The sequence below is a fragment of the Thermosynechococcus sp. M98_K2018_005 genome (genome assembly GCF_015295825.1).
In the GTDB taxonomy this organism is placed as follows: domain Bacteria; phylum Cyanobacteriota; class Cyanobacteriia; order Thermosynechococcales; family Thermosynechococcaceae; genus Thermosynechococcus.
Genome location: NZ_DVEH01000042.1, coordinates 1 through 23467 on the forward strand (window position 1 = coordinate 1; position 23467 = coordinate 23467).

At 54.1% G+C, this 23467-nt stretch carries 24 protein-coding genes, 1 tRNA gene and 2 pseudogenes; 12 read left to right on the forward strand and 15 right to left on the reverse strand.

Annotated features, from left to right (window positions below; translation table 11 throughout):
• Nucleotides 1–131: 131 nt before the first annotated feature.
• The gene (locus tag IGQ15_RS05390) at nt 132–1253 is read right to left on the reverse strand and encodes an aldo/keto reductase (RefSeq protein WP_297049405.1); all 1122 of its coding nucleotides are present in this window, start codon (nt 1251–1253) and stop codon (nt 132–134) included.
• A 1-nt stretch (nt 1254) separates the two neighbouring features.
• Entirely contained in the window at nt 1255–1770 is a 516-nt protein-coding gene (locus IGQ15_RS05395; protein ID WP_297049528.1) for a bifunctional nuclease family protein, read from the reverse strand.
• Nucleotides 1771–2034: 264 nt separating this feature from the next.
• On the opposite strand from IGQ15_RS05395, the gene wecB reads away from it, so the two are divergent.
• Complete coding sequence (gene wecB, locus IGQ15_RS05400; protein WP_297049408.1) at nt 2035–3159, forward strand: UDP-N-acetylglucosamine 2-epimerase (non-hydrolyzing); 1125 nt, start codon at nt 2035–2037, stop codon at nt 3157–3159.
• Nucleotides 3160–3185: 26 nt separating this feature from the next.
• Nucleotides 3186–3836 (forward strand): diacylglycerol/polyprenol kinase family protein, encoded by a 651-nt coding sequence (locus IGQ15_RS05405; RefSeq protein ID WP_297049411.1) that lies wholly within the window; start codon nt 3186–3188, stop codon nt 3834–3836.
• Here IGQ15_RS05405 and IGQ15_RS05410 read toward each other — a convergent pair.
• Both IGQ15_RS05410 and IGQ15_RS05415 read right to left on the reverse strand, forming a co-directional pair.
• Nucleotides 3823–4467, reverse strand: a complete 645-nt coding sequence (locus IGQ15_RS05410) for a dienelactone hydrolase family protein (protein ID WP_297049414.1) — start codon at nt 4465–4467, stop codon at nt 3823–3825. The two genes, IGQ15_RS05405 and IGQ15_RS05410, sit on opposite strands and share 14 nt — an antisense overlap.
• A 1-nt stretch (nt 4468) precedes the next feature.
• Complete coding sequence (locus IGQ15_RS05415; RefSeq protein ID WP_363315797.1) at nt 4469–5425, reverse strand: LysR substrate-binding domain-containing protein; 957 nt, start codon at nt 5423–5425, stop codon at nt 4469–4471.
• Between the two features lie 98 nt (nt 5426–5523).
• Here IGQ15_RS05415 and IGQ15_RS05420 point away from each other — a divergent pair, with 98 nt between their 5' ends.
• A complete protein-coding gene (locus tag IGQ15_RS05420; RefSeq protein ID WP_297049420.1) occupies nt 5524–6267 on the forward strand; it encodes a pentapeptide repeat-containing protein in 744 nt (247 codons plus the stop codon).
• A gap of 9 nt (nt 6268–6276) precedes the next feature.
• On the opposite strand, the gene ispF is transcribed toward IGQ15_RS05420, so the two are convergent.
• From ispF to uvrB, 3 genes are all read right to left on the reverse strand, one after another.
• Complete coding sequence (gene ispF / locus IGQ15_RS05425; RefSeq protein ID WP_297049423.1) at nt 6277–6759, reverse strand: 2-C-methyl-D-erythritol 2,4-cyclodiphosphate synthase; 483 nt, start codon at nt 6757–6759, stop codon at nt 6277–6279.
• A gap of 80 nt (nt 6760–6839) precedes the next feature.
• A complete protein-coding gene (apcB, locus tag IGQ15_RS05430) occupies nt 6840–7349 on the reverse strand; it encodes an allophycocyanin subunit beta (protein ID WP_297049425.1) in 510 nt (169 codons plus the stop codon).
• A 158-nt stretch (nt 7350–7507) separates the two neighbouring features.
• Nucleotides 7508–9517, reverse strand: coding sequence for an excinuclease ABC subunit UvrB (gene uvrB / locus IGQ15_RS05435; RefSeq protein WP_297049428.1), 2010 nt, complete (start codon nt 9515–9517; stop codon nt 7508–7510).
• A gap of 361 nt (nt 9518–9878) precedes the next feature.
• On the opposite strand from uvrB, the gene pyrR reads away from it, so the two are divergent.
• Together pyrR and IGQ15_RS05445 are read left to right on the forward strand one after the other, a co-directional pair.
• Nucleotides 9879–10421, forward strand: coding sequence for a bifunctional pyr operon transcriptional regulator/uracil phosphoribosyltransferase PyrR (gene pyrR / locus IGQ15_RS05440; protein WP_297049531.1), 543 nt, complete (start codon nt 9879–9881; stop codon nt 10419–10421).
• A 27-nt stretch (nt 10422–10448) separates the two neighbouring features.
• On the forward strand, nt 10449–10691 hold the full coding sequence (locus tag IGQ15_RS05445) for a hypothetical protein (RefSeq protein ID WP_297049431.1): 243 nt from the start codon (nt 10449–10451) through the stop codon (nt 10689–10691).
• Nucleotides 10692–10867: 176 nt separating this feature from the next.
• On the opposite strand, the gene IGQ15_RS05450 is transcribed toward IGQ15_RS05445, so the two are convergent.
• Nucleotides 10868–10954 (reverse strand) — tRNA-Ser (locus IGQ15_RS05450).
• A 126-nt stretch (nt 10955–11080) separates the two neighbouring features.
• Here IGQ15_RS05450 and IGQ15_RS05455 point away from each other — a divergent pair.
• Both IGQ15_RS05455 and IGQ15_RS05460 read left to right on the forward strand, forming a co-directional pair.
• Entirely contained in the window at nt 11081–12070 is a 990-nt protein-coding gene (locus IGQ15_RS05455) for a cysteine synthase A (RefSeq protein ID WP_297049433.1), read from the forward strand.
• Between the two features lie 88 nt (nt 12071–12158).
• Nucleotides 12159–12998, forward strand: coding sequence for a M48 family metallopeptidase (locus tag IGQ15_RS05460; protein ID WP_297049436.1), 840 nt, complete (start codon nt 12159–12161; stop codon nt 12996–12998).
• 6 nt (nt 12999–13004) lie between these two features.
• On the opposite strand, the gene shc is transcribed toward IGQ15_RS05460, so the two are convergent.
• Nucleotides 13005–14927 carry a squalene--hopene cyclase gene (gene shc / locus IGQ15_RS05465; protein ID WP_297049439.1) on the reverse strand — a complete coding sequence of 641 codons (1923 nt, stop codon included), beginning with the start codon at nt 14925–14927 and terminating at the stop codon, nt 13005–13007.
• 87 nt (nt 14928–15014) lie between these two features.
• Between shc and IGQ15_RS05470 the strand changes: the two genes are divergently transcribed.
• From IGQ15_RS05470 to cobT, 5 genes and pseudogenes are all read left to right on the forward strand, one after another.
• Nucleotides 15015–15719, forward strand: coding sequence for a phycocyanobilin:ferredoxin oxidoreductase (locus IGQ15_RS05470; RefSeq protein WP_297049442.1), 705 nt, complete (start codon nt 15015–15017; stop codon nt 15717–15719).
• A gap of 83 nt (nt 15720–15802) precedes the next feature.
• A pseudogene (locus IGQ15_RS12025) lies at nt 15803–15910 on the forward strand (nucleotidyltransferase); the annotation flags it as partial.
• Nucleotides 15900–16214: pseudogene (locus IGQ15_RS12030) on the forward strand (HepT-like ribonuclease domain-containing protein). The pseudogenes IGQ15_RS12025 and IGQ15_RS12030, both read left to right, overlap by 11 nt.
• Before the next feature lie 12 nt (nt 16215–16226).
• Nucleotides 16227–16997 (forward strand): peptidoglycan editing factor PgeF, encoded by a 771-nt coding sequence (gene pgeF, locus IGQ15_RS05480; RefSeq protein ID WP_297049448.1) that lies wholly within the window; start codon nt 16227–16229, stop codon nt 16995–16997.
• The gene (cobT, locus tag IGQ15_RS05485; protein ID WP_297049451.1) at nt 16994–18082 is read left to right on the forward strand and encodes a nicotinate mononucleotide-dependent phosphoribosyltransferase CobT; all 1089 of its coding nucleotides are present in this window, start codon (nt 16994–16996) and stop codon (nt 18080–18082) included. The genes pgeF and cobT overlap by 4 nt, the downstream gene beginning before the upstream one ends.
• A 71-nt stretch (nt 18083–18153) precedes the next feature.
• Here cobT and IGQ15_RS05490 read toward each other — a convergent pair whose 3' ends face one another.
• From IGQ15_RS05490 to IGQ15_RS05515, 6 genes are all read right to left on the reverse strand, one after another.
• On the reverse strand, nt 18154–18468 hold the full coding sequence (locus IGQ15_RS05490; protein WP_297049454.1) for a hypothetical protein: 315 nt from the start codon (nt 18466–18468) through the stop codon (nt 18154–18156).
• Complete coding sequence (locus IGQ15_RS05495) at nt 18465–19433, reverse strand: metal-binding protein (protein WP_297049457.1); 969 nt, start codon at nt 19431–19433, stop codon at nt 18465–18467. The genes IGQ15_RS05490 and IGQ15_RS05495 overlap by 4 nt, the downstream gene beginning before the upstream one ends.
• A gap of 43 nt (nt 19434–19476) precedes the next feature.
• Nucleotides 19477–21267 (reverse strand): serine/threonine-protein kinase, encoded by a 1791-nt coding sequence (locus tag IGQ15_RS05500; RefSeq protein WP_297049459.1) that lies wholly within the window; start codon nt 21265–21267, stop codon nt 19477–19479.
• Nucleotides 21268–21361: 94 nt separating this feature from the next.
• Nucleotides 21362–22162: a tetratricopeptide repeat protein gene (locus tag IGQ15_RS05505; RefSeq protein WP_297049462.1), complete on the reverse strand. Its 801-nt coding sequence runs from the start codon at nt 22160–22162 to the stop codon at nt 21362–21364.
• A 38-nt stretch (nt 22163–22200) separates the two neighbouring features.
• On the reverse strand, nt 22201–22683 hold the full coding sequence (locus tag IGQ15_RS05510; protein ID WP_149818733.1) for a 2Fe-2S iron-sulfur cluster-binding protein: 483 nt from the start codon (nt 22681–22683) through the stop codon (nt 22201–22203).
• Between the two features lie 65 nt (nt 22684–22748).
• Nucleotides 22749–23420 carry a V4R domain-containing protein gene (locus IGQ15_RS05515; RefSeq protein ID WP_297049469.1) on the reverse strand — a complete coding sequence of 224 codons (672 nt, stop codon included), beginning with the start codon at nt 23418–23420 and terminating at the stop codon, nt 22749–22751.
• Nucleotides 23421–23467 lie beyond the last annotated feature (47 nt).

A 23467-nucleotide genomic window follows, 5' to 3' on the forward strand; every position in this document is an offset into this window, starting at 1 on the left:
CACCGCGAAGGTCAGGGATTCGAGTTCCCTACTCTCCATCGTTTTGCGCCGTTATTCCAAGCTGATTCCAAGCTGATATCAGCAACTTGGGGTGAGTATGCACTGGCATAGGAAGTTTTTTTGATTTTCCATCAAATGTTCTGCCAAAGGCGCGATCGCGAGGCGCCCTGCAACTGCTCATGGGTTTCGCGCAATAGCCGGGGAATCTCCAAGCCACTGGGACAGCGGGGCAAACAATCGCCACATTCAGTACAGCGATTGGCGGGTTGACCGGGAAACCAATGCCCAGCACGACCAAACATCCCATAGCGATACTTACCAAATTCTGTCATGTCGTAGGCGACGGCCAAGTTGTGAAGCCGCAACACCTCAGGAATATGAATCTCCTCGGGGCAGGGTAAACAGGCATAACATTGTTGACATAAATCGGTGCCTAGGGTTGCCTGCATCACTGCCTGCAGGCGATCGCCCACAGCTTCCTCTTCAGCGCTAAGGGGTGCCACCTGATCGGCCACGGCCAGGGGAAAGGCCAACTCGGCAACGGTGGCAGGTCCAATACTCAAGGTCGTGATAGCAGGCTGACTCAGCAACCAGCGATAGCTCCAATGGAGAGGGTGAAAAGGCGCACAGAGGTCTTGGAGCCGTTGGGAAGGCTGATAGAGTTGTCCTCCTTTATCGGCTGGGGAGATGATGAAAATGCCCATATCCCGCTCAGCGGCAGCGGCGATCGCCGGGGCATTGCGTTGCTGAAAGTAGGTGTAATGCAGATTGACGAAGTCAAATTGATTGCTGGCGATCGCCTGCAAAATTACAGACAACGATCCATGACTGGAAAAGCCCAAAGCACCAATCACCCCCTTTGCTTGCAACTGCCGCAGCATTGCCATCCCGTCAGTGCTCAGCCATGCGAGATGCTCAGGGGTGTTTAGGCCATGGAGGGCGACACCGTCTAACCGTGAGACTTGGAGACGCTCAAGGGATTGAGCAATTTGCTGCTGGACGTGATCCCCATCCCCCTGGGGCAAGAGTTTGGTGGTGATAAAAACGGCGGGCTGACCCACTGCCTTGAGGGCACGACCAATATAGGCTTCACTGGCACCGTAGGCGGCGGCGGTTTCAATGTGGTTAATGCCGTGGGCGATCGCCCCCTCGATGACCGCCTGCATAACCTCTGGACTGCCCAAGGCACGCATGGTTCCAAGGGAAAAAACCGAGAGGCTCAACCCCGTGCGACCAAAGCGGCGGTAGCGCATCCTAGCCTGCGGAGGAATCCTCTTCCATTCCCCGTGCCTGCTGAATAAAATCTTCGGGGCGAATCGAATCTAAAAAACGGCGAAAGGCTTGGCGTTCTTCCTCGTCAGCATCGCGATCGACGGGAATCGAGGCATCGGCAACAACCGCTTCCATCACCCAAATCGGGCAATCACAGCGCAGAGCAAGGGCAATGGCATCGCTAGGACGAGCATCAATCTCTTTACGAGTTTCTCCTTGGCGCAGCGTCAGCACCGCGTAGTAGGTATTGTCTTCGAGGGAGTGGATCACCACCCGTTCTAGGGTCATATTCCATTCGTTGAGAATATTGACCATCAGATCATGGGTCATCGGTCGCGGTGCCCGCTGATTTTCCAAGGCCATTAAAATTGCCCGCGCCTCATTATCACCAATCCAGATGGGCAATGCTCGCCGTCCAGCACCGTCTTTGAGCAACACAATTGGGGTGCGACGGTTAGTGGCATCGAGGGCAATCCCAGCAACAGTCATTTCAATCATGGCCACCTCAGCGAGCGCAATGGCGGTGCATTCCCTATCTATTATTAACATACAGTCCTTCTCACCAAGATGGCACACCCCCACCACTGTAAGACTCCCGAGAGGGGAAGTATCGTACGAGCGGCGTGAAGGCCTTCCTTTGGACTCTATACCTGAGAAAAAGGCTGGCAGAGAACTATTCATGGGCAGTTGCAACTAGACACTTTTTTGACACTCGCTTCTCGGTACACTAAAGTTATTCTTCTTCTTGGCATTTAGACGGCTATGGTTGCTTCCCCGATCCCGATCTGCATTACGTTGGGTACGCGCCCGGAGGCAATCAAATTGGCACCGGTCATTCAAGCCTTCCAGCGATCGCCCCTTTTTGAACCCTACGTTGTCCTCACGGGGCAGCACCGCGAGATGGTGGATCAAGTGATGACTTTGTTTGACCTGCGGGCAGATCGGGACTTGGCGATTATGCAGCCAAAGCAAACCCTGACCGAAATTACCTGTCGTGCTCTCCAAGGCCTCGAGCAGCTCTATCAAGAACTCCTGCCCCATCTTGTTTTGGTACAGGGGGATACAACAACCGCCTTTGCCGCTACCCTTGCCGCCTTTTATCAGCAGATTCCTGTCGGTCATGTGGAAGCCGGCTTGCGCACCGACGATCTCTATAACCCCTATCCAGAAGAAGCCAACCGCCGCCTTATTTCCCAATTAGCGCAGTTGCATTTTGCCCCTACGGAACAAGCCGTCAAGAATCTTCAGGCTGACGGGGTCACGGGTAGCATTCACTTGACGGGCAATACCGTGATTGATGCTCTGCTGCAAGTGGCTGATCGCCAGCCGGTGTGCCATGTCCCCGGCCTTGACTGGCAACAGTATCGCGTGATCCTCGCCACCGTTCACCGACGGGAAAACTGGGGTGCCCCCCTAGAAGATATTGCCAATGGCTTCCTGAAAATCTTAAACACGATTCCCGATACCGCTTTGCTCTTGCCCCTGCACCGCAATCCCACCGTGCGTGAACCCCTCAAAGCCTATTTGGGGCATCATCCCCGCGTTTTTCTCACGGAGCCACTGGACTATCCTGCCCTTGTGGCAGCGATTAAGGGAGCAACGCTCCTGCTGACGGATTCCGGTGGTCTCCAAGAGGAAGCCCCTAGCCTCGGTAAGCCAGTACTGGTGTTGCGGGAAACCACTGAACGGCCGGAAGCGGTCACGGCTGGCACTGCTAAACTGGTGGGCACGTTTGCGGATACGATTGCAGCGGCAGCAATTGAATTGCTCACGAATCCAGTGGCCTACAACCGCATGGCAACGGCGATTAATCCCTTTGGCGATGGTCATGCTAGCGATCGCATCCTTGAGATTGTGACCCAGTTTTTTGCCCAGCAAACAAAGTAAGGAGCCACGGTCATCTGAGGATAGCAATGACAATGTTCTGGGCAGGAATTTTGGTCACAAGTTGGCTGGGCTTGGTGCTGTTAACGGCAGAACTGATCCACGCTTGGTTTCCCAATGCCAAGGAATGGTCACGGAAAGTGGTTCACATTGGTGCGGGTCAAGTAATTCTCATTGCCTATGCCCTAGGGGTACCCACGAGTTGGGGAATTGTGGCCGCAGCGATCGCTGGCATGGTCACGCTGCTTTCTTACCGCCTGCCGATTTTTCCCAGTATTAGTGGCGTGGGGCGACAAAGCTGGGGCACCTTCTTTTATGCGGTGAGTATTGGCACATTAATGGTGCTCTTTTGGGACACGCTGCCGGAACTGGCGGTTCTGGGAATTTTAGTGATGGCTTGGGGAGATGGCTTGGCTGCCCTTGTGGGGATTAACTGGGGACGCCATCCGCTGCCACGAACCAGTAAAAGCTGGGAAGGAACCCTGACCATGTTCTGTGTGAGTACCTTGGTGGCGGCTCTATCCCTCACCCCCATTGCCGCCTTGGAATTCCCCTGGATTGCCCCCTTGGTGGGTCTGGGTGCGACCCTTTTGGAACTGATTGCTTGGCGAGGGGTTGATAATCTCACAGTTCCGATCGGTAGCGCTTTGCTTGCCTATGGGTTACTCAATTTGAATTGATGTTAGGAAGGGTCTTTTCAATAAACTGGCGGGCGATCGCGATCGCGTCTCCATTAATTTCATGGGCCATGGGTAGGGCATGAAACGCTCCCTTCACTCCTGCGGCTTGCAGGGCTTGCCAACTGGCTTGGGCACTGGCAAAGGGTACCACAGGATCCGCTGTGCCATGGATCATCAACACGGGCGGTGAGGTGGCTGTCACCACTGGCGGGCGAACCAAATAGCCACTAAAGACCAATAATCCTGCCAAGGGCAATGTTAACCCCACAGCCAATGTCAGTGCTCCCCCTTGGGAAAATCCCCCTAAAATTGTGCGGCTGAGATCAATGGGCAAGCTGGCAATCCACTCCTGCAGTGCTGCTTCACTGGTGGCTAGATCCGTTGCCTGCTCATCGAGGAGTAATGAGCCACTGAGGGCATTGTGCTGATTCAGGTCATACCACATCCGCCCTTGGGGGACGTAAGGATGGGGAAAGGGGGCTTCCGCCGCATAGGTTTGGGCGTGGGGAGCCAGCAACGATCCAAGGGAAATGAGATCTGCGGCATTGGCACCCCAGCCGTGGAGCAATAGAAGGCTGTGATCTGCCGCGATCGGCGGATCGGGAAAGGTGAGAAATTGGAGGGTTGTCATGCTAGACGGGGTTGAGTTCCTTGGGCGGCGCCGCCACACTGGGATAGGCGAGACTCGATTCAATCATCTCCCGCCCCTCGGTGGACACATAGTCAAAGAAGGCCTGAGCCACCACCGACAGTTGTTTGCCCGCAGGATAGACCAGATGCCAGTGCCGCTGAATCGGGAAATGTTCGACATCGAGAATCGTCAACTGGCTGGACTCGCGATCGAGGGCTAAGCAGTGGTGAGAGAGGACAGAAATTCCCAAGCCGCCGGCGATCGCCTGCTTAATGGACTCGTTACTTCCCAGCTCAAGGCGGATATTGATCGGTACACCGTGCTCCGCAAAGAGCTTCTCCACCGCTTGGCGAGTGCCTGACCCTTGCTCCCGCATAATAAAGGGTTCTCCCGCCAGTTCTTGAATCGGGATTTTACTGCGGCCACTGAGGCGATGGTGACTGGGGGCAACCACCACTAAGGGATTATCCAAAAAGCGGTGGCACTCCACATCTACGTTCTCCGGTGGGCAACTGGGAATATAGAGATCGTCCATATTGCCTCGGATACGCTCCACCACCTGTTCATGGTTGGTGACCGTCAGGGCAACATCAATCCCCGGATAGCGCTGGCAAAATGGCCCCAGCAGCCGAGGAATCACATATTTGGCGGTGGTAATGACACACAGCCGCAAGTGTCCCTGCTTGAGACCCTTGAGATTGGCAATAGCCATTTCAAACCGCTCAAGGCGCTCAAAGATGTCTTGACAGGTGGCCAGCAGTTCCTTGCCGGCTTCGGTGAGATAGAGCCGCTTGCCCACTTGCTCAAAGAGGGGCATACCAACGGCACGGGTCAACTGCTTCATTTGAATCGAAACGGTGGGCTGCGTCAGAAAGAGTTCCTCGGCAGCGCGGGTAAAACTTCCGTGGCGAGCAGTGACCTCAAAAACCTTAAGCTGATGTAGGGTTGCTTGTTTCAAACCCATTCTCCTTTCGTCAGCGATAGAGCTACATAGATGAAATTCTATCAAATTTCGCGCCACGATAACGAAATGTGAAGAATCTCAAGGCAAGAATGATGATCAAAGGGCACTTAAATCAGGTAGTGAGCGATCGCCTGCGGGGGGGAAAACACCTCTGGAACGAATGGCGGCGAGCTTATCCTCAGCTTACTGTAGATTTGAGTGAAATGAATCTGACGGGCATGGATCTGCGGGGCTATGACCTCCGGGGCTGCAATCTCAGCCGTGCCTGTCTGCGAGAGGTGAACCTTGCCCACGGGGATTTGCGCTTTGCTAACCTCTATGAGGCGGATCTGACAGCGGCTAACCTCGATGATGCCGATTGCCGAGGAGCGTTGTTCTTAAAAGTGGCGGGCGATCGCGCCACTGCCCAGCGGGCAAATTTTCAACTGGCCAACTTGCAATATGCTCGGTTGACCTATGCCGATTTCTCTTGGGTCACCCTTGAGCAGGCGGATTGTCGCCACAGCAATTGGTGTCAAGCAGATCTCAGTCATGCCCGCGCCGCTGCCAGTGATTTTTCCTTTGCGCTGCTGATGGCAGCCAGTCTCAATGAGGCCACGCTGCGTTTTGCGCAACTGGTGCAGGCTTGTCTTGAGGGAGTTCAAGCCTATCGCTGTAACTTCTATGCGGCCAACCTAGCCTACGCAGGTCTAACGCGGGGCTATTTCTCCCATGCCCTTTTTGTGCGCGCCAACCTCAACCATGCCATCTGTCGCTGGGCGAATTTTCGCCATGCCAATCTCCAGCAAAGCCAGTGCGAGCAAACGGACTTTCACTACAGCCTCTACGTTAGCTAGTGGTTCATCTTAAGCTTCTGACTGGAGTAGCGCCACCGCATAGGCCGCAATGCCCTCTTCACGCCCCACCGGCCCTAGTTTTTCATTGGTGGTGGCTTTGATACTAATCTGGTCGCGATCAATCCCTAGGGTGGTTGCAAGGCGATCGCGCATCTGGTCGAGGTAGGGTTTCAACTTTGGACGCTCCGCCACCACTACTGCATCAATGTTGCCCACTTGCCAACCCCGCTCTGCAATCAGTGCCGCCACTTTCGCCAATAAGACTTGGCTATCTGCCCCTGCCCACTGCGGATCACTGGGGGGAAAGTAATGGCCAATATCGCCAAGGCTGAGGGCCCCCAAAAGGGCGTCCATAATTGCGTGGGTGAGGACATCGGCATCACTATGTCCCAAGAGTCCCAAGGCGTGTTCTAGCTTGACACCGCCTAAAATCAGCGGCCGCTCGGGCACCAATTGATGGATGTCGTAGCCATTGCCAATGCGAATTTTCATACTTGCTGCACAAGACAACGCAGGGGCGATCGCCAATGCCACCGCCCTCTATTGTTGCAGAGTCTTCTACCTTGGCCAACCTAGATATTCACTTCACTCAGTTGGCGGCACATATAGTCAAAGGGCTGTTCAACAATGCTGGTGTCTTCAATGCCAGCGGCGGCGACGCGATCGCGCACAATCTCTTTCATAATTTGAATGCCGCGCACCGTTGGGCCAATGGGCACCCCAAGGGAGTTGTAGGTTTCCCGCAGACCTTCGAGGACACGCTCGTTGAGGACATCCACATCCCCGGCCACAATGGCGTAGGTGGCATAGCGTAGGTAGTAGTCCATATCCCGCAGGCAGGTGGCGTAGCGGCGTGTGGTGTAGGCATTACCGCCGGGTTGAATCAGTTCGGGCTGCTCTGTGAAGAGGGCAGAACCCGCTTCCTTAACAATGGCTGCGGCATCGGCATTGATCACTGCCGCCGCTTTAACCCGTACCGCACCGGAATTAAAGTAGGAACGCAAACGGTCAACAGCATCGCGATCAAGGTAGCGACCGGTGGAGTCATAGTTTTTAATCAGTGTGGTGACGGCATCACGCATAGGTTTTTCTTACTCCTAGAACTGGTAAAACTAGCGTCAACCCGAACGCCAGCCGAAATTGCGCGGATTTAAAATCGTACTTAGCTTATCACGGTAGGGTTTCTCCCCCTTCGCTCCCGTTTACGGACTGTTGCGAACTATTACAAAAGTTCATAATTTTAGGGGTGCCCCACCAGGCGATCGCGCAAACGCTTAATTTGATCGCGGTAGCGAGCGGCCTCCTCAAAGGCCAATTCTTGGGCAGCCGCCTTCATTTTCGCCTCAAGGTCTTGGATCAGTTGGGGGATGTCCTCTAGGCTCAGTTCCTGTAAGGTTTGGGAAGATAAGAGGGGCACCGACTCGGCATTGAGGCGGCGAGAGACATCCAAAAAGGCCAAGATGGCATTGCTGGTTTTCTTAACAATGGGCTGGGGAGTAATGCCGTGGGCTTGGTTGTAGGCCAGTTGAATGGCGCGGCGGCGCGCCGTTTCTTGGATGGCTTTTTGCATACTGTCGGTGAGGGTGTCGGCATAGAGAATGGCCTGTCCACGTACGTGCCGTGCAGCGCGGCCAATGGTTTGAATCAGCGATCGCTCCGCCCGCAGGAAACCTTCTTTATCCGCATCGAGAATTGCCACCAAGGACACCTCTGGTAAATCCAGTCCCTCCCGCAACAGGTTGACACCAATCAACACATCAAAGTCCCCTTGGCGTAGGGCTTCGAGAATTTCAATGCGCTCAATGGCATTGATTTCTGAGTGCAGATAGCGCACTCGTACCCCCCGTTCTTGGAAGTATTCCGTGAGATCCTCGGCCATTCGTTTCGTGAGAGTGGTCACCAGTACCCGCTCTTGGCGATCGCACCGCAGGCGAATCTCCCCATAGAGATCATCCACCTGTCCTTGGGTGGGACGGACAAAAATTTCTGGATCCACGACCCCCGTCGGCCGAATAATTTGCTCGACAACGTGTCCTTCAGACACCGCCAATTCCCAATCGCCGGGGGTTGCCGAAACAAAGATACACTGCTTCACCTTTTGCCAAAATTCCTCTGCCCTCAAGGGGCGATTATCCGCCGCACTGGGCAATCGAAAGCCGTGATCAATTAGCACTTTTTTCCGCGCTTGGTCACCATTAAACATCCCACGAATTTGCGGCACCGTTACGTGGGACTCATCCACCACCAAGAGCCAATCCTCAGGAAAATAATCAATCAGACACTCCGGCGGTTCCCCCGCTGCCCGGCCTGCGAGATGGCGTGAGTAGTTCTCCACGCCGTTGCAGTAGCCGACCTGCCGCAGCATTTCCAAATCATAGCGGGTGCGTTGACTCAGGCGCTGTGCCTCAAGAAATTTATTTTGGGCTTCGAGGTGAGCCACTTGGGCTTGGAGTTCTGCTTCGATGGCGGCACAGGCTGCTTCAAGGCGTTCGGCAGGGGTGACAAAGTGCTTCGCAGGATAGATATTCAGGCGTTCCACACGCTGCAACGTTTCCCCTGTCAGCGGATCGACATAGCGAATCGCTTCAATTTCATCCCCAAAGAACTCGACGCGAATGATGCGATCCTCATAGGCAGGGCCAATCTCAAGCACATCCCCCTTCACGCGGAAGCGCCCCCGCCCCAGTTCGACATCGTTGCGAGTGTATTGAATGGTGGCCAATTGTCGCAGTAGTTGCCGCAGATCCGTTTCACTGCCCACCTCTAGGGGAATCGCTGCTTTGAGGTACTCCGCTGGAATACCCAAGCCGTAGATGCAACTAATCGAGGCAACCACAATCACATCCCGCCGTTCAAAGAGGGAGCGAGTGGCTGAGTGCCGCAGCATGTCAATTTCCTCGTTAATCGAAGCACTTTTTTCGATGTAGGTATCGGTAACGGGAATGTAGGCCTCGGGCTGATAGTAGTCGTAGTAGGAGATAAAGTACTCCACGGCATTTTCTGGAAAGAATGAGCGCAGTTCATTGCACAGTTGCGCCGCAAGGGTTTTGTTGTGGGCTAGCACAAGGGTCGGGCGGCCCAGGGCCTCGATAACGCGGGCGATCGTGTGGGTTTTGCCCGTGCCCGTTGCCCCCAGCAATGTTTGGAAGCGATGTCCCGCCTGTACGCCGGCAACTAGCTTTTGAATCGCTTGGGGTTGATCCCCTGTGGGTTCAAAGGGAGCGTGAATACGAAAGGGAGTGCTGGTCATTGCCCAATTTCTAAAGAATTCTTGCCTAGCTTTTAGGGTAGTCGAGCGACAGAGGAGCGAGCCGCGCAAAATCTTCTTCAGGAACATTGAACAGGCTTGAAACTGTCAAAACCGCATCCCCGCGAATTTTAAACACCAGCCCTAAGATTTGGTATTTTAAATAACAGTTTCTCGTGTATTGTAACAATTAATTACGCCAAATCTAAAGAATTGGTAAAAGCTTTGGCGGCCCCAAAAATATCAGCAGTATTGTAGGGAAGCAAGATACCTCCTAACTGCGTCTTTGACCCTACCCGCTTGGCGTAGGGTTTCTTTTTGCGGGAATTTCGCTAAAATCTGTGAATTCCCTACCCTGATGGCCATGGCTGGTGAAGTCATTGAAATTCTCAGTGCCGATGATCTACGGCGCACTGTCACGCGCTTAGCCTCCCAAGTAGTAGAGAAGGCTCGCGATGCCCTCGAAAAATTAGTGTTGCTGGGGATTCATACCCGTGGGGTTCCCCTCGCCAAGCTCTTGGGGCAACAAGTTGAACAACTGGAAGGGGTGAGCCTCCCCATTGGTGAGTTGGATATCACGTTTTATCGCGATGACCTGGATCGTATTGGCCCGCGCACACCCCGTCAGACCCTGATTCCCGTAGATCTCTCTGGACGGATGGTGGTCTTGGTGGATGATGTGATTTTTAGTGGCCGCACCATTCGCTCTGCCCTCAATGCCGTCCATGATTACGGTCGCCCCAGTGCCATTTGGTTATTAGTACTCATTGATCGCGGGCACCGAGAATTGCCGATTCACCCCGACTTTACTGGCAAAGTGCTGCCCACGGCTCGCGATGAAGTGGTCAAGGTACTCTTGCAGGGGATTGATCAGCGGGATGGGGTAGAGCTATGGAAACCCTCTTAATCTTGGGAAGAAGATACAGGAAACCCAATGCTGTTCATCTCAAAAAAAGAAGCATTCTTTCAAATGAAGGATATATGGCTATTCAATGCCAATAGCCTTGATGCTGATTTATTTACTGAACCTTTTATTGACCTGATTGTGACTTCCCCGCCCTACAATGTGGGTCTTGAATATCGCTCAGTCAAAGAGGATGTTCCCTACAGCGATTATCTAGAATTTCGCGGCGGACGGCTTGGGGATCGTGGATGTCGCCCTCAGCGCCCTATGTGATTGCGCCTGTGGAGTTAATTGTGGTGTTGGACAAAGAGGAGTGGCGGCGCAAGAATGAATTTATAGAATCTTTATTTTTACGGTTTTTGTTAACCAAGCGATAGACCCGTCATGCCACTCCTTTGTAACTGCTTAAGGCGTGATTCTGCCCTTTCCTAAGCCATCGCGGAGATCAACGGAGAGGGGGGGATTCGAACCCCCGTTAGGTGTTACCCTAAACTTGATTTCGAGTCAAGCGCATTCAACCACTCTGCCACCTCTCCAAGGATCTCCAATCATAGCAAAGGTGAATGCCAAAGGCACACTTGGCGATCGCTCCCCCTCAAGGGAATTCTGGCGGCAAACCCCTTTACGATAAAAGTATTCAGTCAACTTAAAACTACGACGGCATGGATATTAAACAGGGTTTTGTGGGCACCGTCGGGCAGACGCCGCTGATTCGCCTCAACTACTTTAGTGACCTTACGGGCTGTGAAATTCTCGGCAAGGCAGAGTTCCTCAACCCCGGTGGCTCTGTCAAGGATCGAGCTGCCCTCTACATTATTGAAGATGCTGAAAAAAAAGGCCTTCTCAAACCCGGCGGTACGGTGGTCGAAGGGACAGCAGGCAATACCGGCATTGGCCTAGCCCACATCTGCAATGCCAAGGGCTACAAGTGTCTGATTGTGATTCCCAATACCCAATCCCAAGAAAAAATTGACCTGTTGCGTACCCTAGGTGCCGAGGTGCGCCCCGTTCCCGCTGTGCCCTACAAAGACCCCAATAACTACGTGAAGCTCTCTGGCCGTATTGCTGCTGAGATGGAGAATGCCATCTGGGCGAACCAGTTCGATAACCTTGCCAATCGCCAAGCCCACTACGAAACCACCGGCCCTGAAATTTGGGAGCAGACTGATGGCCGCATTGATGCGTGGGTAGCAGCCACTGGCACTGGGGGGACCTATGCGGGTGTGGCTCTGTTTCTCAAGGAAAAAAATCCCGCTATTCGCACTGTGATTGCTGATCCCATGGGCAGTGCCATCTATAGCTATGCGAAAACGGGCACGCTATGTAGTACCGGTAGTTCAATCACTGAAGGCATTGGCAATAGCCGCATTACAGCAAATTTAGCAGGCGCTCCCATTGATGATGCGATTCAAATTGAGGACCAAGAGTGCCTTGAGATCATTTATCAACTGCTGCACTACGATGGCCTCTTTATGGGTGGCTCCGTGGGCATTAACGTGGGGGCAGCGGTACGCCTAGCCAAGGAACTCGGCCCCGGTCACACAATTGTTACCGTGCTGTGCGATGGGGGTTCCCGCTATCAATCACGGCTCTTTAATCCAGAGTGGCTGGCCAGCAAAGGGCTACGGGTGCCAGAGATTAAAAAATGTTAAGCCTTGGGAACAATGTCTAAAATAGAGGGGTCAAAGGGGGGCAAGTAGCCGCTAGGCGTGGGTGTGGATTTTACGCGAAGCATTAGCCGTGAAAAAACAACGTTGGTTTCTCCTCTTTGCCAGCTTGGTCTGTGGGGTGGCGATCGCCCTCCATCCTGTGGCTGCACAGGCACAAACTCTCTGGCAGCGGTTACTGTTGCAGGGGATTCAGGTCATCCAACTATCAAATATTTCGCCCCGCCAAGAGGTGGCCTTGGGGCAACAAATCCATGAGCAGATGCTCCGCCAAGGGATGCGCCTTGTGCAGAATTCGGCTGCGCAAAACTATGTGAATAGCATTGGTAATCGCTTGGTCAATGTCGGCGAACGTCGAGGTGTGCCCTACCAGTTTCACATCATCCAAGACCGCCAAGTGAATGCCTATGCAACAATGGGGGGCTTTGTCTATGTCACCACCGGGCTGATGCTTCGGGCAGAAAATGAGGCGGAACTAGCCAGCGTCATTGCCCACGAAATTGGCCATATTGATCAGCGCCATGTGATTCGTCAACTGCAACAAATGGCGATCGCCCAAGGGTTAATGACCGCTGCGGGCTTGGATCGCGATCGCGGGCTACAAATGGCCATGGAACTTGCCTTTCGGCGTCCCCGCAGTCGTGAGCAGGAACTAGAAGCCGATCGCTATGGGCTGGGGCTATTGGCTCGCAGCAACTACGATCCACGGGCGATGGTGACATTTCTCCAGAAATTGCAACGGGAGGGAGGGGCACCGCCAACGATTTTGAGTACGCACCCTGCGCCTCGCGATCGCCAGTTGATTGCCGAAAATTTAATCCGCTCTGGCCTGAGCAATGAATGCGTGGTTACCCCCCAACCCCTGTGTGGCACCGATACCTGGGCCTATCAGCAACAACTGCGCTCGTTCTAATCTCGTCTAACGGGTCTTGCGCCAGCGCGCATAGCGCCCCAAGGCCGTCAGTGGAAAGTGCTGCTGGTAGTAGTGGTACTTCAAGTAAAAGTGACAGGGAAAGCCCGTGCCAGTGAAGTAATCCTCGTGCCATGTGCCATCGGCGCGCTGCGTCTGGAGAAGGTAGGCAATCCCCTTTTCAATGGCCTCTGTGGCATAGTCCCCTGTGGCATCGCCAGCGGCCAAAAGGCCAATAATTGCCCAAGCGGTTTGGGAAGCGGTGCTATCCCCTTTGCCCTTGAGGGAAGGGTCGTTGTAGCTCCAGCAGGTTTCACCCCAACCACCATTGGCATTTTGACACTGCACCAACCACTCAGCGGCACGGCGAATGCGCCAGCGATCGTAGCGAGGGGCAACAAGGGAGAGGGCTGCCAAAACCCCACTCGTGCCATAGAGGTAGTTCACCCCCCAGCGGCCAAACCAACAGCCTTCCGGTTCCTGCTCATTGCGCAAGTAAGCAAGGGCGCGATCGAGGGCACCCCTATCAAAGGCCAACTGACACCGCCCCACCATCTCCAGTACCCGTGCCGTGACATCAGCAGTATTGGGGTCAATCATTGCCTTGAGATCGCCATAGGGAATGGCATTGAGCCAATCTTGGTCGTTGTCCACATCAAAGGCCGCCCAGCCCCCCGGCCGACACTGCATTGAGGCAATCCAAGCCACTGCCCGTTCAATCGCTCGCCGTTTTAGGTTTTCATCGGGTAGGGTCACGGCATGGAGCGCCATCACTACTACCGCTGTATCGTCCACATCGGGGTAGAAGCGATTCTCAAATTCAAAGGCCCATCCCCCCGGCTGACCTTTTTTGTTTTTTACGTGCCAATCCCCATAGTCAAGGATTTGCTTGGAGAGCAGCCATTCGCCAGCTTTGACAAGGGCGGGATGATCGGGAGCAACACCTGAATCCACCATAGCGCGCATTACCAAGGCGGTATCCCAAACCGGAGAGACACAGGGCTGCACGCGATACTCGGTCTCTGTTTCAATGGCAAAGCGATCCACTGCTGCCATTCCTCGCTGCACAATGGGGTCATCCACAGCATAGTCAAGGGCACGCAACGCCAATAGGGAGTTGAGCATTGCCGGAATAATGCCACCCCAGTCGCCACTAGCTTCTTGACGCTCTAGTACCCATTCTTCGGCCGCCTTTAGCCCCTGTTCCCTAAGGGGATTAATGTTCAGGGTTTCAAAGAGTTTGAAAACGCGATCAAGGCCAATAAAGACATCACTCCAGTCGCCTTGGCGGGGCAGTTCCCAGACCACATTTGCCCGCCCTTCGGCATAGAGTTCATCGAGGGTAATGGGCGGATCCATCGCATAAACGGGCTTGCGATCCATGACAATCAACAGCGGCACCGTGCTGCTGCGTGCCCAACTGGACATTTCATAAATAGTAAAGGGGCTACCCTCTGGCAAGAGCATGATCCAAGGGGGCAGGGAGGGAATCCCGCGCCAGTCGTAGCAGCCAATGAGGGCAAGGTGCAGTTTGGTAAAGATGCGAGTTTTGCTAATGCCGCCGCGCGCAAGGATAAATTGCCGTGCCTTCACCAAGGCTGGATCCGTTGCGGGGACGCCCAAGAGCCGCAATCCCATGTAGGCTTCCACGCTGGTGCTGAGATCGCCACCATCGCCATAAAATAGCTCCCAACCGCCGTGATCCCGCTGATGGTTGCGCAAATACTGTTCCGCTTTGGCCAAGGGTAGCCGCTGTTCGGTGCCCCAGATTTTGTGCAGGAGAATCACCTCTGCGGTCATGGTCACATTGGATTCTAATTCCGCCCACCAGTAGCCCTCGGCATATTGCTGTGCAAAGAGAAAGTCTTGGCTGGCGCGAATCGCCTGTTGGAGTTGCTTTGGGTCAATGGCAGCGGCAATTGGAGTTTGCATGATTCCTCGGCTGTTAGACTCTTGGTTAGTTTAGCGGGGGCGATCGCTCCCTCGCAAGCGGCACAGACTTGGGTTAGGATCAAGACTATGTCTCTCCGTCAACACCAGCATCCCCTAATTCAGCGGCTCGCCGATCGCATTGAGCAGATTTGGCAGAGTGCTTTGCCCTTAGTCCCCTATACCCTGCCTGAGGATCTCGGTTATGTCGAGGGCAAATTGGAAGGGGAGCGGCTCACAATTGAGAACCATTGCTACCAAGCGCCGCCCTTTCGCAAACTTCACCTTGAACTGGCGCGGGTGGGAGAAAGCCTCGATATTTTGCACTGTGTTATGTTTCCAGAGCCGCGCTACGATCTGCCAATGTTTGGCTGTGACCTTGTGGGTGGCCGGGGGCAAATTAGTGCCGCGATTGTGGATCTCTCTCCTGTGACGGGTCAGTTGCCCGCTGCCTATATATCGGCCTTAAGTGCTTTGCCGACAGTCACCTTCAGTCAACCCCGTGAATTGCCCCCTTGGGGACATATCTTCTCGCCCTTTTGCATTTTTATTCGGCCACAGGGAGACACTGAGGAACAGCAATTTCTCGATCGCATTGGTGAGTACCTCACGCTCCACTGTCAACTTAGCCAGCAAGCTGTGCCCACGGATCAGCCAGAAGCCATCATTGCCGGACAACGGCAGTATTGCCACCAGCAACAGCAGAACGATAAAACCCGCCGTGTTCTTGAGAAAGCCTTTGGTAGCGCTTGGGCAGAACGCTATATGACCACCGTTCTCTTTGATTCTCTTTGACTTGTCCCCTGCTGCCTAGAACCCTTGGAGGACTCTCTCCCCGATGAACTGCATCAACCAGTGGATCAGTGAGGTTAACAGAATATCTGGAGGAAATCTTAAACTGTTCTGTTGATTTGGGAACGCCCCAATCTTCTTTACGGTCAACCCTTAGGGAGGAGGTATTAAAGGAGGCTATTCGTGCCTTCTAGGGAGCTACGAGAAGGTCCACAAGACATTTTGGATGAGATTAATGAAATTCAAGTGATGGTTGCTGATCTTAAATTTGAGGAGTTTTGCCAAGATCAGTGTACTGTAACAGCAGTCCTCTATAGTTTAGCTGTCATTGGGGAAGCTGCTGAGCTATATCCGCAAATTCCGGGGCGATAAATGCGAGCCATGCGCAGCATGACAATACATGAGTGTTTTCAAGTCGATCGATCCATTGTTTGGGAAACAGTGCAGTCTGATTTACTTGCTTTGTATAGTAGCTTGAAGGAATTGATAGGGTGCTGACCCCATCTGACAATGTGGCACTGGCAAACCACTGACCTTGGGCGCTTTCTTACCTGCGATCTCTTGCAGGGGGTTTCCCATGGCTTCTTTACTCGCGATTGGCAAGGACAAGACCTCAGCACCCTCACCGCAGCCCTAGGAACGACAGCAACCCCCCTGCGGACACAACAGGTGCATGGCGATCGCGTTGCTTTGGCAGCAGAAGTTTTGGCCAGTGATGAACGATTGGAAGCGGATGCTCTTGTGGCCACAGCGTCTGATCAAGCCCTCTGGGTGTGTAGTGCTGATTGTGTCCCCTTGCTTATTGCCGATGTGGCGAGTGGACGGGTTGCGGCGATTCATGCGGGGTGGCGGGGGACAGCCATCCAAATCTCTAAGGTCACGCTCCAGCAGATGCAAGCATTCGGCAGTGATCTTGCCAATTTACGGATTGCCATGGGGCCTGCCATTCGCGGTGAGGTCTATCAAGTGGGGCTGAATGTTGCCCGTGCCTTGGCGCAAACCATTCTTGAGGGGGTGACGGAAACCACTGACCGCGATGATCTTTACCAGCGTTTTGCGGCCCTAGACCCAGAGATGATTTTTCTTGATCCAGACCCTGAGCGACTACGAGTGGATGTCGCTCGCGTGAATCGTTTGCAGTTGCTGCAATTGGGGCTAAGGGACGAGCAAATTGCCCTGTGTCCCCACTGTACGTTTCGCGATGCTGAGTGCTTTTTTTCCTATCGCCGTGAACACCTCAAGCAGGTGCAGTGGTCGGGAATTGTTAGTCGGTTAGTATGATTGGCGTTGCCACGGGAGAATCCATTGCGCGATTGTGGAGCGATCGCCACTGCCAGCACCACGACTTTCCTGCCCTAGTCTGTGTTCTTGGCTTTACGGAAACGGCATGCATTCCCGGGATCTCGGCGGCGGGTCAAACCCCCAGCGATCGCCGAACCACAGCCCTAGCCGATGGTGAGTTCCTGCTGCGAGGCATTCAACCCCACTATCACTATCCGCTGCCACCCCTAACGGCGGGTGCTTCCCCTGCGCTGATTAGTCGTGCCCTCATTGAGGCTTTAGGGTTGCCCCTCTACGTTTTTGATGCGGGCTTACCTCTGCCGCGTCTGCCAGAGATGATCGACTTGGGGGGTGCACCGGCTCGCTGCCTAACCACGGGTGAAGCGATGACAGCCCAAACCGTAGCACACCTCTGGGAACAGGGATGGTCTTGGGGAGCCAAGCTCAGCAGCCAATATCCGTGGCTGATCATTGCTGAGTGTGTAGTGGGCGGCACAACCACTGCCCTTGCCCTCTGTGAAAGTTTGGGGATTATCGCTCGCGATTGTGTAGGCAGTAGCCATCGCCAGAGTAACCATGCACAAAAGTGGCAACTCGTGCAACAGGGGCTTGCCCACATTCCTGCTAATGCGGCTCCTTTCACTTGTGTAGCAGCGATTGGCGATCCAATGCAGGTGGTGGTTGCAGCTATGGCCCTGCGGGCGAGTCAAACCTGTGGCGTTTTGCTGGCGGGGGGGTCACAAATGATGGCGGTCTATGCCTTTGCACGGGCGATCGCCCAGTGGCGTCAGCTTCCTTGGTGTCCCGCACAAATCGTGGTGGGCACAACCCGGTGGCTGATTGAAGATCAAACGGCTCAGATTCACCGCTTGGCAGAGCGTGTCCAGTGTCCGCTCATTTACACGCAACTTGATTTCAGCACATCCCGTCATCCTGCCCTGCGTGCCTATGAACAGGGGTTTGTTAAGGAAGGGGTTGGTGCGGGGGGGTGTGCCATTGCTGCCCATCTGCTGGCGGGCTGGAGCAATTCAGACATGGTGCATATTATTGACAGGTTGGGCGATCGCTGGTCTAAAGGGAGGTGATCGCGACTTTGATTGGGGAAAAGGGGCAATTTACTGGGGATTCAGCCACTCGATACTGCCCGGAAGCTGTCTTAAAATAGGAGTTTCGACCAAGATGAGGCATCGCTACGCCCCCGGCGACGGTACACCGGATATTTGCCTTGATGTTTTTTCAGCGCCTCTGTCGGTGGGGTCACTTGAACAGCGCGATCAACATTCTTTTGGACAAACTCTATCAGTAGGGACTCATTCCCCTTGGTCAGCCAACAGTCCCAGTGCTCATGGATATCCGCAGCTTCGCTCGCGTGGTGAACTTGGAATCCCTGCTTGCGGGCAAGCTCTAAGAAGGCGTCCTCTGCTTTGAGACCGCGTTTGAGATTTTCGCCGTGCCCGTGGTTGGGTCTCATTGCCCACTTTCGGCTCGGCCATCTGCTCTCGGCGGTTCACTCATCGCCAACTGACAGGCCGCAAGGCTGGCACTGCTGTACATCTGCTCTAGGGTGGCCATTAGCTGCGCCACTTCACTGGGAACCTCATGGGGAAAGGGGGGTAACACCGAAAGCACCCCATGGGGTTGACCACTGGGGACAAGCACCACTAACTCTGGGGGGAGGGGCTGGCGATATTGGCAAAAGGAAGCATCGGTTTTCGGTGGCTCATAGAGAGGTGGGGGGGTGGGCACCACAGAGGGGGTAGTAGCCGTTGCCCGATAGTGGCGCAGGCGTTGGAGAATCTCGTCTTTGGTTTTGCCTCGCAACTGAAAGAGTAAAAACGGGTCTTCGTTGAAGTATTGCCCTAGCAAGTAATAGACTGCGCCAATATGTTTGCAGGGATTGACGGGGTCAGGGCAATTGCAGCGGCTATGGATGTCGAACTTGGTAAAGGGAAATAAACTCAGTCCGGCTTGGGTAAAGACTTCTTCAATACTGGGGGGCAGTTCTCCCGCCAGGAGCTTCGCGGCATAGAAGGCTTTTTGTGCCATGCCGTCAATGGCATATTGCCACTGCTCTTCACTAAAGGCATCCAAATGCAGTTTGACGTGATAAGGTTCGGGAGCCGTGCCTTGAACTTGGGCATGGACTTGGTTGCCCTTGAATTCCAAGGTGAGAACCCGTCCTTCACGGACATAATTGCGTGCCCGCTCTAGCCGTCGGCGCCAGCCAAAAGACTCTAGCACACCAATCCAGCGTTCACTCCACCAATGTTGACGCCCTTGAGCACTGTCGCGATCGCTCGCTGCTACCTCAACGACGGGTTCAGAGGCTACCGTTGTCGCCGTGACATCAAGCGTTGCAGGAGATGACTGCTGCTTTTGCTTTTGTTTAAGACTGGCTGCTTTGCGGGTAATTTTGAGAATCTGGGGCTGTTTCATGGGGCATATCCCACGGCTATTCTTTCTATCATAGGCTGCTGGCTTAGAGGATGAGGTCAATCTCCCAAGTGGTAATGTCCCATGTTTGCAATACATACTTGTCCTGGTGGTGGCGAATCAGCCAAAGGTGGCGATCGCCCGTAAAGCCGAGGCCATCGATCTCCTGCTCACTTTCAGCCGTACCGACAATTTCGCCACTGTGGGTCACTAAATTCAAACTATGGCGATCCGCCACCACATAGCCCCAAGGCGTAGCACAGAGAAATTGGGGACGAAACCGCAGCCCCAAGCGTTGAATCCGCCAAGGCCGCAAATGGAGGAGCATCAATAAAGGTTGCTGCGGATGATCTTCAAAGGCCGCTAGTTGCCACGGCTGGCGCTGGGCAGGGGTAAACCATGTCAGGTGGGCAGGCAGTTGGGTGTATAGCCGCCAGTGTCCTCGGCGGTCAAAGAGTTGAAAATGGGTAATGGTATGCTCCGTCTCAGGATGTTGCGATCGACCAATCACCACTCCATAGCGACGATTGAGGAGAAGGGTATCCACAAAAGTCCGTCCATGCCATTGACAACGGAGAGTCCGCTGCCCTTGACCATTGATCAGTTGGACATGAAGTTGTAATTCCGCTGCTGCACTATCAATCTGGGTTTCTGCACACCAGTAACCAGTGGCATCAATAGCTAATTGGTTCAGAGTAGAGCGAAGATGACAGTCTAGGGGGATAAGCTGGTCATGGATGCAGAAAAGCTGCGGGGGCAGCACATTGATTCGCAGCCAAGCACTCACTTCACCGCCATAGAGTTGCATGGGCAGCGGTGGTAGCGGCCATTGGCCCGTCGCTTCGGGTACAGTCTCCCTAGCTTGCCAAGCCCAGAGGCGATCGCCCACCACCCCGTAGAACTTTGTGGCTGTACTGGCAACCTGTTGGGGCGGTAGCGGCAAAGAAGAGCCTTGGGGTTCCCCCAGCCAAACCGCCGCCGGTGCCCTAGAAAACAGTAGCGGCTGCTCATGACGCTCTGCTTCAATAACCTCTAGGGCTAGTTGCACCGCCATTGTCATTTCCGCTGCACTTTTATAGCGGCGCTGCGGTAATTTATCCAACGCCTTAGCAATAATGCTCCGCACCAGAAAAGGCAGTCCCTCAGGAAGGGTATAGGGTCGGCTAAGGTGGGCAGCCATGAGTTCAGCAGGTGTGCCGTGGAAGGGGCGATCGCCAACAATCATCTCGTACATGAGAATCCCCACTGCATAGAGATCCGAAGCGGGCATCGTCTGACCATAGAAACGCTCCGGTGCCATATAGGCAGGGGATCCCGTTTGACCGCTGCCCTTAACCTCCTCAATGAGGCGTGCGACACCAAAATCGGACACCTTTGCCTGCCAGCCCGTGGCAGTCACCTCCAGTAGGATATTTTCTGGTTTGAGATCGCAGTGGAGAATGCCGCGATGATGGGCATAGGTCAAAGCTGCCAGCACATCCAAGGTGAGGCGCAAAGCCGTTGTCAGCGGTAAGGCCTGTTCTTGCTCTAGGAGCGATCGCAAGGTCCCTCCGGCACAATAATCGATTACCAAACTGCGGCTCACTTGGGGGCTATGGTGCACGCGAATATAGTCAATCGCCTGACAGCCCACCACATGGGGATGCTGAAGCGTCAGGAGAAAATTCAACTCCCGCAAAAAGCCACGGGTCAGCAATTGCCGCTCGCTGAGCACCTTAATTGCCACCAGTTCACCCGACTCGCGATTGACCGCCAGATAAACTTGTCCGTACTGGCCTTGACCGGCTAGATCCACCAGTCGGTAACGGGAGGTTTGGGCAGCACGAGCCGTGGCCAACAACGAGCCTCAACCTTCAACGAAAAACATTTCTCAGCATGATTCGCGATCGCGCCCCTGTCAATGCCGGGTCAGCAGCAAAATGAACTATCCCCTAGGAGAAGAGGATTTCTAAGGGCACCTCTTTGTTGTCCTGTTCAATACTCCCCACTTCATGGATGCGCTTGGCCAGATCCCGTGCCCGCTGATAACTGCTAATGTCCCCTTGTTCAAAGAACAGCTTCGCCGCTGTGCGCAAATCCTCTACTGCTCCCTTGCGATCGCCAAGGGTCGAGCGGGCAACGCCGCGATTGTGGTAGGCCTTGGCATAGTTCTCATTAATGCGAATGGCTTCGGAGTAGTCAAGAATCGCCGCTTCAGCATCCCCTAGACGCTGATGGGTCAGACCGCGATTGTAGTAGGCCTTGGCATAGCTGGGATCCACTTGGATCACTTGGGTATTTTTCTCGATTTCCCGCAAGCAAGCCAGCACTTCTTCAATTTGTTTTTGCTCGGTGCCGAGAATGCGGGTGTAGTCGTGGAGATCCCGTGTCCCTTGGTTGAGTTGCATGACCTGTTTCTGCACATCCTCAAGGCGATCGCGCACCTGACTGAGGGCAAGGGTGAGGTTGCCTACCTCTGACTGCTGCTGCCCTTGGGACGCCACTAGTTCAGCAATTTTCGCCTCCTGTTGCTGCACAAGGGCTTGGAACTGGTCATCCCGTTTTTTGCGGCTCACTAAGTTTAAGCCCACTGCCAACGAAAGGGGCAAAGGGGCGATCGCTGTCAAAATGGCCTGCTGGGTCGCAGCCGCCGCCACCGACAACACAACCGTTAACCCCGTTGCGCCCCATTCTAGGGATGCTCGCCCCCTGCGAGAGGGCGCGTCATGGGAATTCAAACTACGGTCTTCCATAAATGGTGCCTCCCTGAGGATGAAAATGAAGTGGTTGGTTAGGCATCCGACGTATTGGCAAGATATTGCCCCACCTGCACTTGGGTATCTTTCAACTGTGTAATCATCGTGCGGGTAATGAGTTTGCCCGCTTCTACCAAGACGCGGCCATCAAGGGGGTGCAAAATATCCTGCTCAGCCCGCCGTCCAATCAGAGACTCAATATCTTCAACCGCGTTGACATACATTCCCGAGGGTAGCTCCACCACCACCCCCGGCCCCAGTACCCGTGCCTGACAGGCCAAGCGAGAGGTGGCATTCGCCGTTGTAATCACCTCAAGGGTGCGTTGCTCACGCTTATTGATCGGGGAGAGGCTCTCCATCCCCTCTTTGATATAGACATGGCAGGTGGCACACATCCCGCGCCCGCCACACTCCTTGAGCACATGGAGTTCAGAGTCCAATAGAGCAGACAGCAAATTGTCATTGGTATTAATTGTGGTTTCCCGCGAGATGGGTTCAAGTTTGACAACTTTGGCCACTGCTCTTTTCTCCTTTTAATTTAATTTATTTTAATGACCCGTAGAGAGTTACTTTAGGATCATACTCAAGCGGCTTGAGTGCGACATAGCCGCTCCATAATCGTGTCATGATCCTGTCCCTCTTGCAGCCAAGCCTTAGCCGGTTCGACCCGCTCCCGCAAGCCCAAGACAAAGAGGTTATTGGTTGCCCCTAAGGTTTCACAGGCAGTTTGCACACAGTGGAGATTGCGACCGGTTAATTGGCTAAAGAAGGATTCTAAAATCCCCGCCTCGGCAGCGCATTGGGGCTGACCCGTATTTTTGGGAGCCGCCGCCGCAAAGGGGGAGTCCCAGGTTTTTACCACCAAAAAGCCCTGTTGGTAGAAGCTCACGTCGAGATCAATCGTGCCCCAGCCGTGGGTCTTCCAGCATTCCTTGAGGCACTGGAGAAACTCCACCATTTCCATTTCCGCAAGGGGACGGCGATAGTACTCGCTGACCTCCTCGACAAAGCGGCGATAAAAGTTCTTACCCCACCAGCGACCACAGTTAAAGAGCACGACCCCACAGGCCTGCCCCACTTCTTGATCGAGACCGGCATAGATGGCTTGGAGCAAAATATCGGGTAGGGCAATCAGACGGGCACCTTTGCGGTTTTCAATCAGACCCGTTTCAAAATCCCCCTGTACATAAGCATCGGCAGCGTAGTAATTGCCGGGGATGATGGGGTCTTTGACTAAATCAGCAACGGAGATCATAGGACATCCTCATTCGTAGGCATAACAAGCACTTTCAGCAGACTTCC

What these genes read in the sequence shown, in the direction of transcription:
- uvrB (WP_297049428.1), bottom strand. Translation starts at nt 9,517, where the DNA reads ATGACCAGCACTCCCTTTCGTATTCACGCTCCCTTTGAACCCACAGGG.
- wecB (WP_297049408.1), top strand. Translation starts at nt 2,035, where the DNA reads ATGGTTGCTTCCCCGATCCCGATCTGCATTACGTTGGGTACGCGCCCG.
- pyrR (WP_297049531.1), top strand. Translation starts at nt 9,879, where the DNA reads ATGGCTGGTGAAGTCATTGAAATTCTCAGTGCCGATGATCTACGGCGC.
- shc (WP_297049439.1), bottom strand. Translation starts at nt 14,927, where the DNA reads ATGCAAACTCCAATTGCCGCTGCCATTGACCCAAAGCAACTCCAACAG.
- pgeF (WP_297049448.1), top strand. Translation starts at nt 16,227, where the DNA reads ATGTGGCACTGGCAAACCACTGACCTTGGGCGCTTTCTTACCTGCGAT.
- IGQ15_RS05420 (WP_297049420.1), top strand. Translation starts at nt 5,524, where the DNA reads ATGATCAAAGGGCACTTAAATCAGGTAGTGAGCGATCGCCTGCGGGGG.
- IGQ15_RS05470 (WP_297049442.1), top strand. Translation starts at nt 15,015, where the DNA reads ATGTCTCTCCGTCAACACCAGCATCCCCTAATTCAGCGGCTCGCCGAT.
- cobT (WP_297049451.1), top strand. Translation starts at nt 16,994, where the DNA reads ATGATTGGCGTTGCCACGGGAGAATCCATTGCGCGATTGTGGAGCGAT.
- IGQ15_RS05395 (WP_297049528.1), bottom strand. Translation starts at nt 1,770, where the DNA reads ATGATTGAAATGACTGTTGCTGGGATTGCCCTCGATGCCACTAACCGT.
- apcB (WP_297049425.1), bottom strand. Translation starts at nt 7,349, where the DNA reads ATGCGTGATGCCGTCACCACACTGATTAAAAACTATGACTCCACCGGT.
- IGQ15_RS05515 (WP_297049469.1), bottom strand. Translation starts at nt 23,420, where the DNA reads ATGATCTCCGTTGCTGATTTAGTCAAAGACCCCATCATCCCCGGCAAT.
- IGQ15_RS05455 (WP_297049433.1), top strand. Translation starts at nt 11,081, where the DNA reads ATGGATATTAAACAGGGTTTTGTGGGCACCGTCGGGCAGACGCCGCTG.
- IGQ15_RS05490 (WP_297049454.1), bottom strand. Translation starts at nt 18,468, where the DNA reads ATGAGACCCAACCACGGGCACGGCGAAAATCTCAAACGCGGTCTCAAA.
- IGQ15_RS05410 (WP_297049414.1), bottom strand. Translation starts at nt 4,467, where the DNA reads ATGACAACCCTCCAATTTCTCACCTTTCCCGATCCGCCGATCGCGGCA.
- ispF (WP_297049423.1), bottom strand. Translation starts at nt 6,759, where the DNA reads ATGAAAATTCGCATTGGCAATGGCTACGACATCCATCAATTGGTGCCC.
- IGQ15_RS05445 (WP_297049431.1), top strand. Translation starts at nt 10,449, where the DNA reads ATGCTGTTCATCTCAAAAAAAGAAGCATTCTTTCAAATGAAGGATATA.
- IGQ15_RS05405 (WP_297049411.1), top strand. Translation starts at nt 3,186, where the DNA reads ATGACAATGTTCTGGGCAGGAATTTTGGTCACAAGTTGGCTGGGCTTG.
- IGQ15_RS05505 (WP_297049462.1), bottom strand. Translation starts at nt 22,162, where the DNA reads ATGGAAGACCGTAGTTTGAATTCCCATGACGCGCCCTCTCGCAGGGGG.
- IGQ15_RS05390 (WP_297049405.1), bottom strand. Translation starts at nt 1,253, where the DNA reads ATGCGCTACCGCCGCTTTGGTCGCACGGGGTTGAGCCTCTCGGTTTTT.
- IGQ15_RS05495 (WP_297049457.1), bottom strand. Translation starts at nt 19,433, where the DNA reads ATGAAACAGCCCCAGATTCTCAAAATTACCCGCAAAGCAGCCAGTCTT.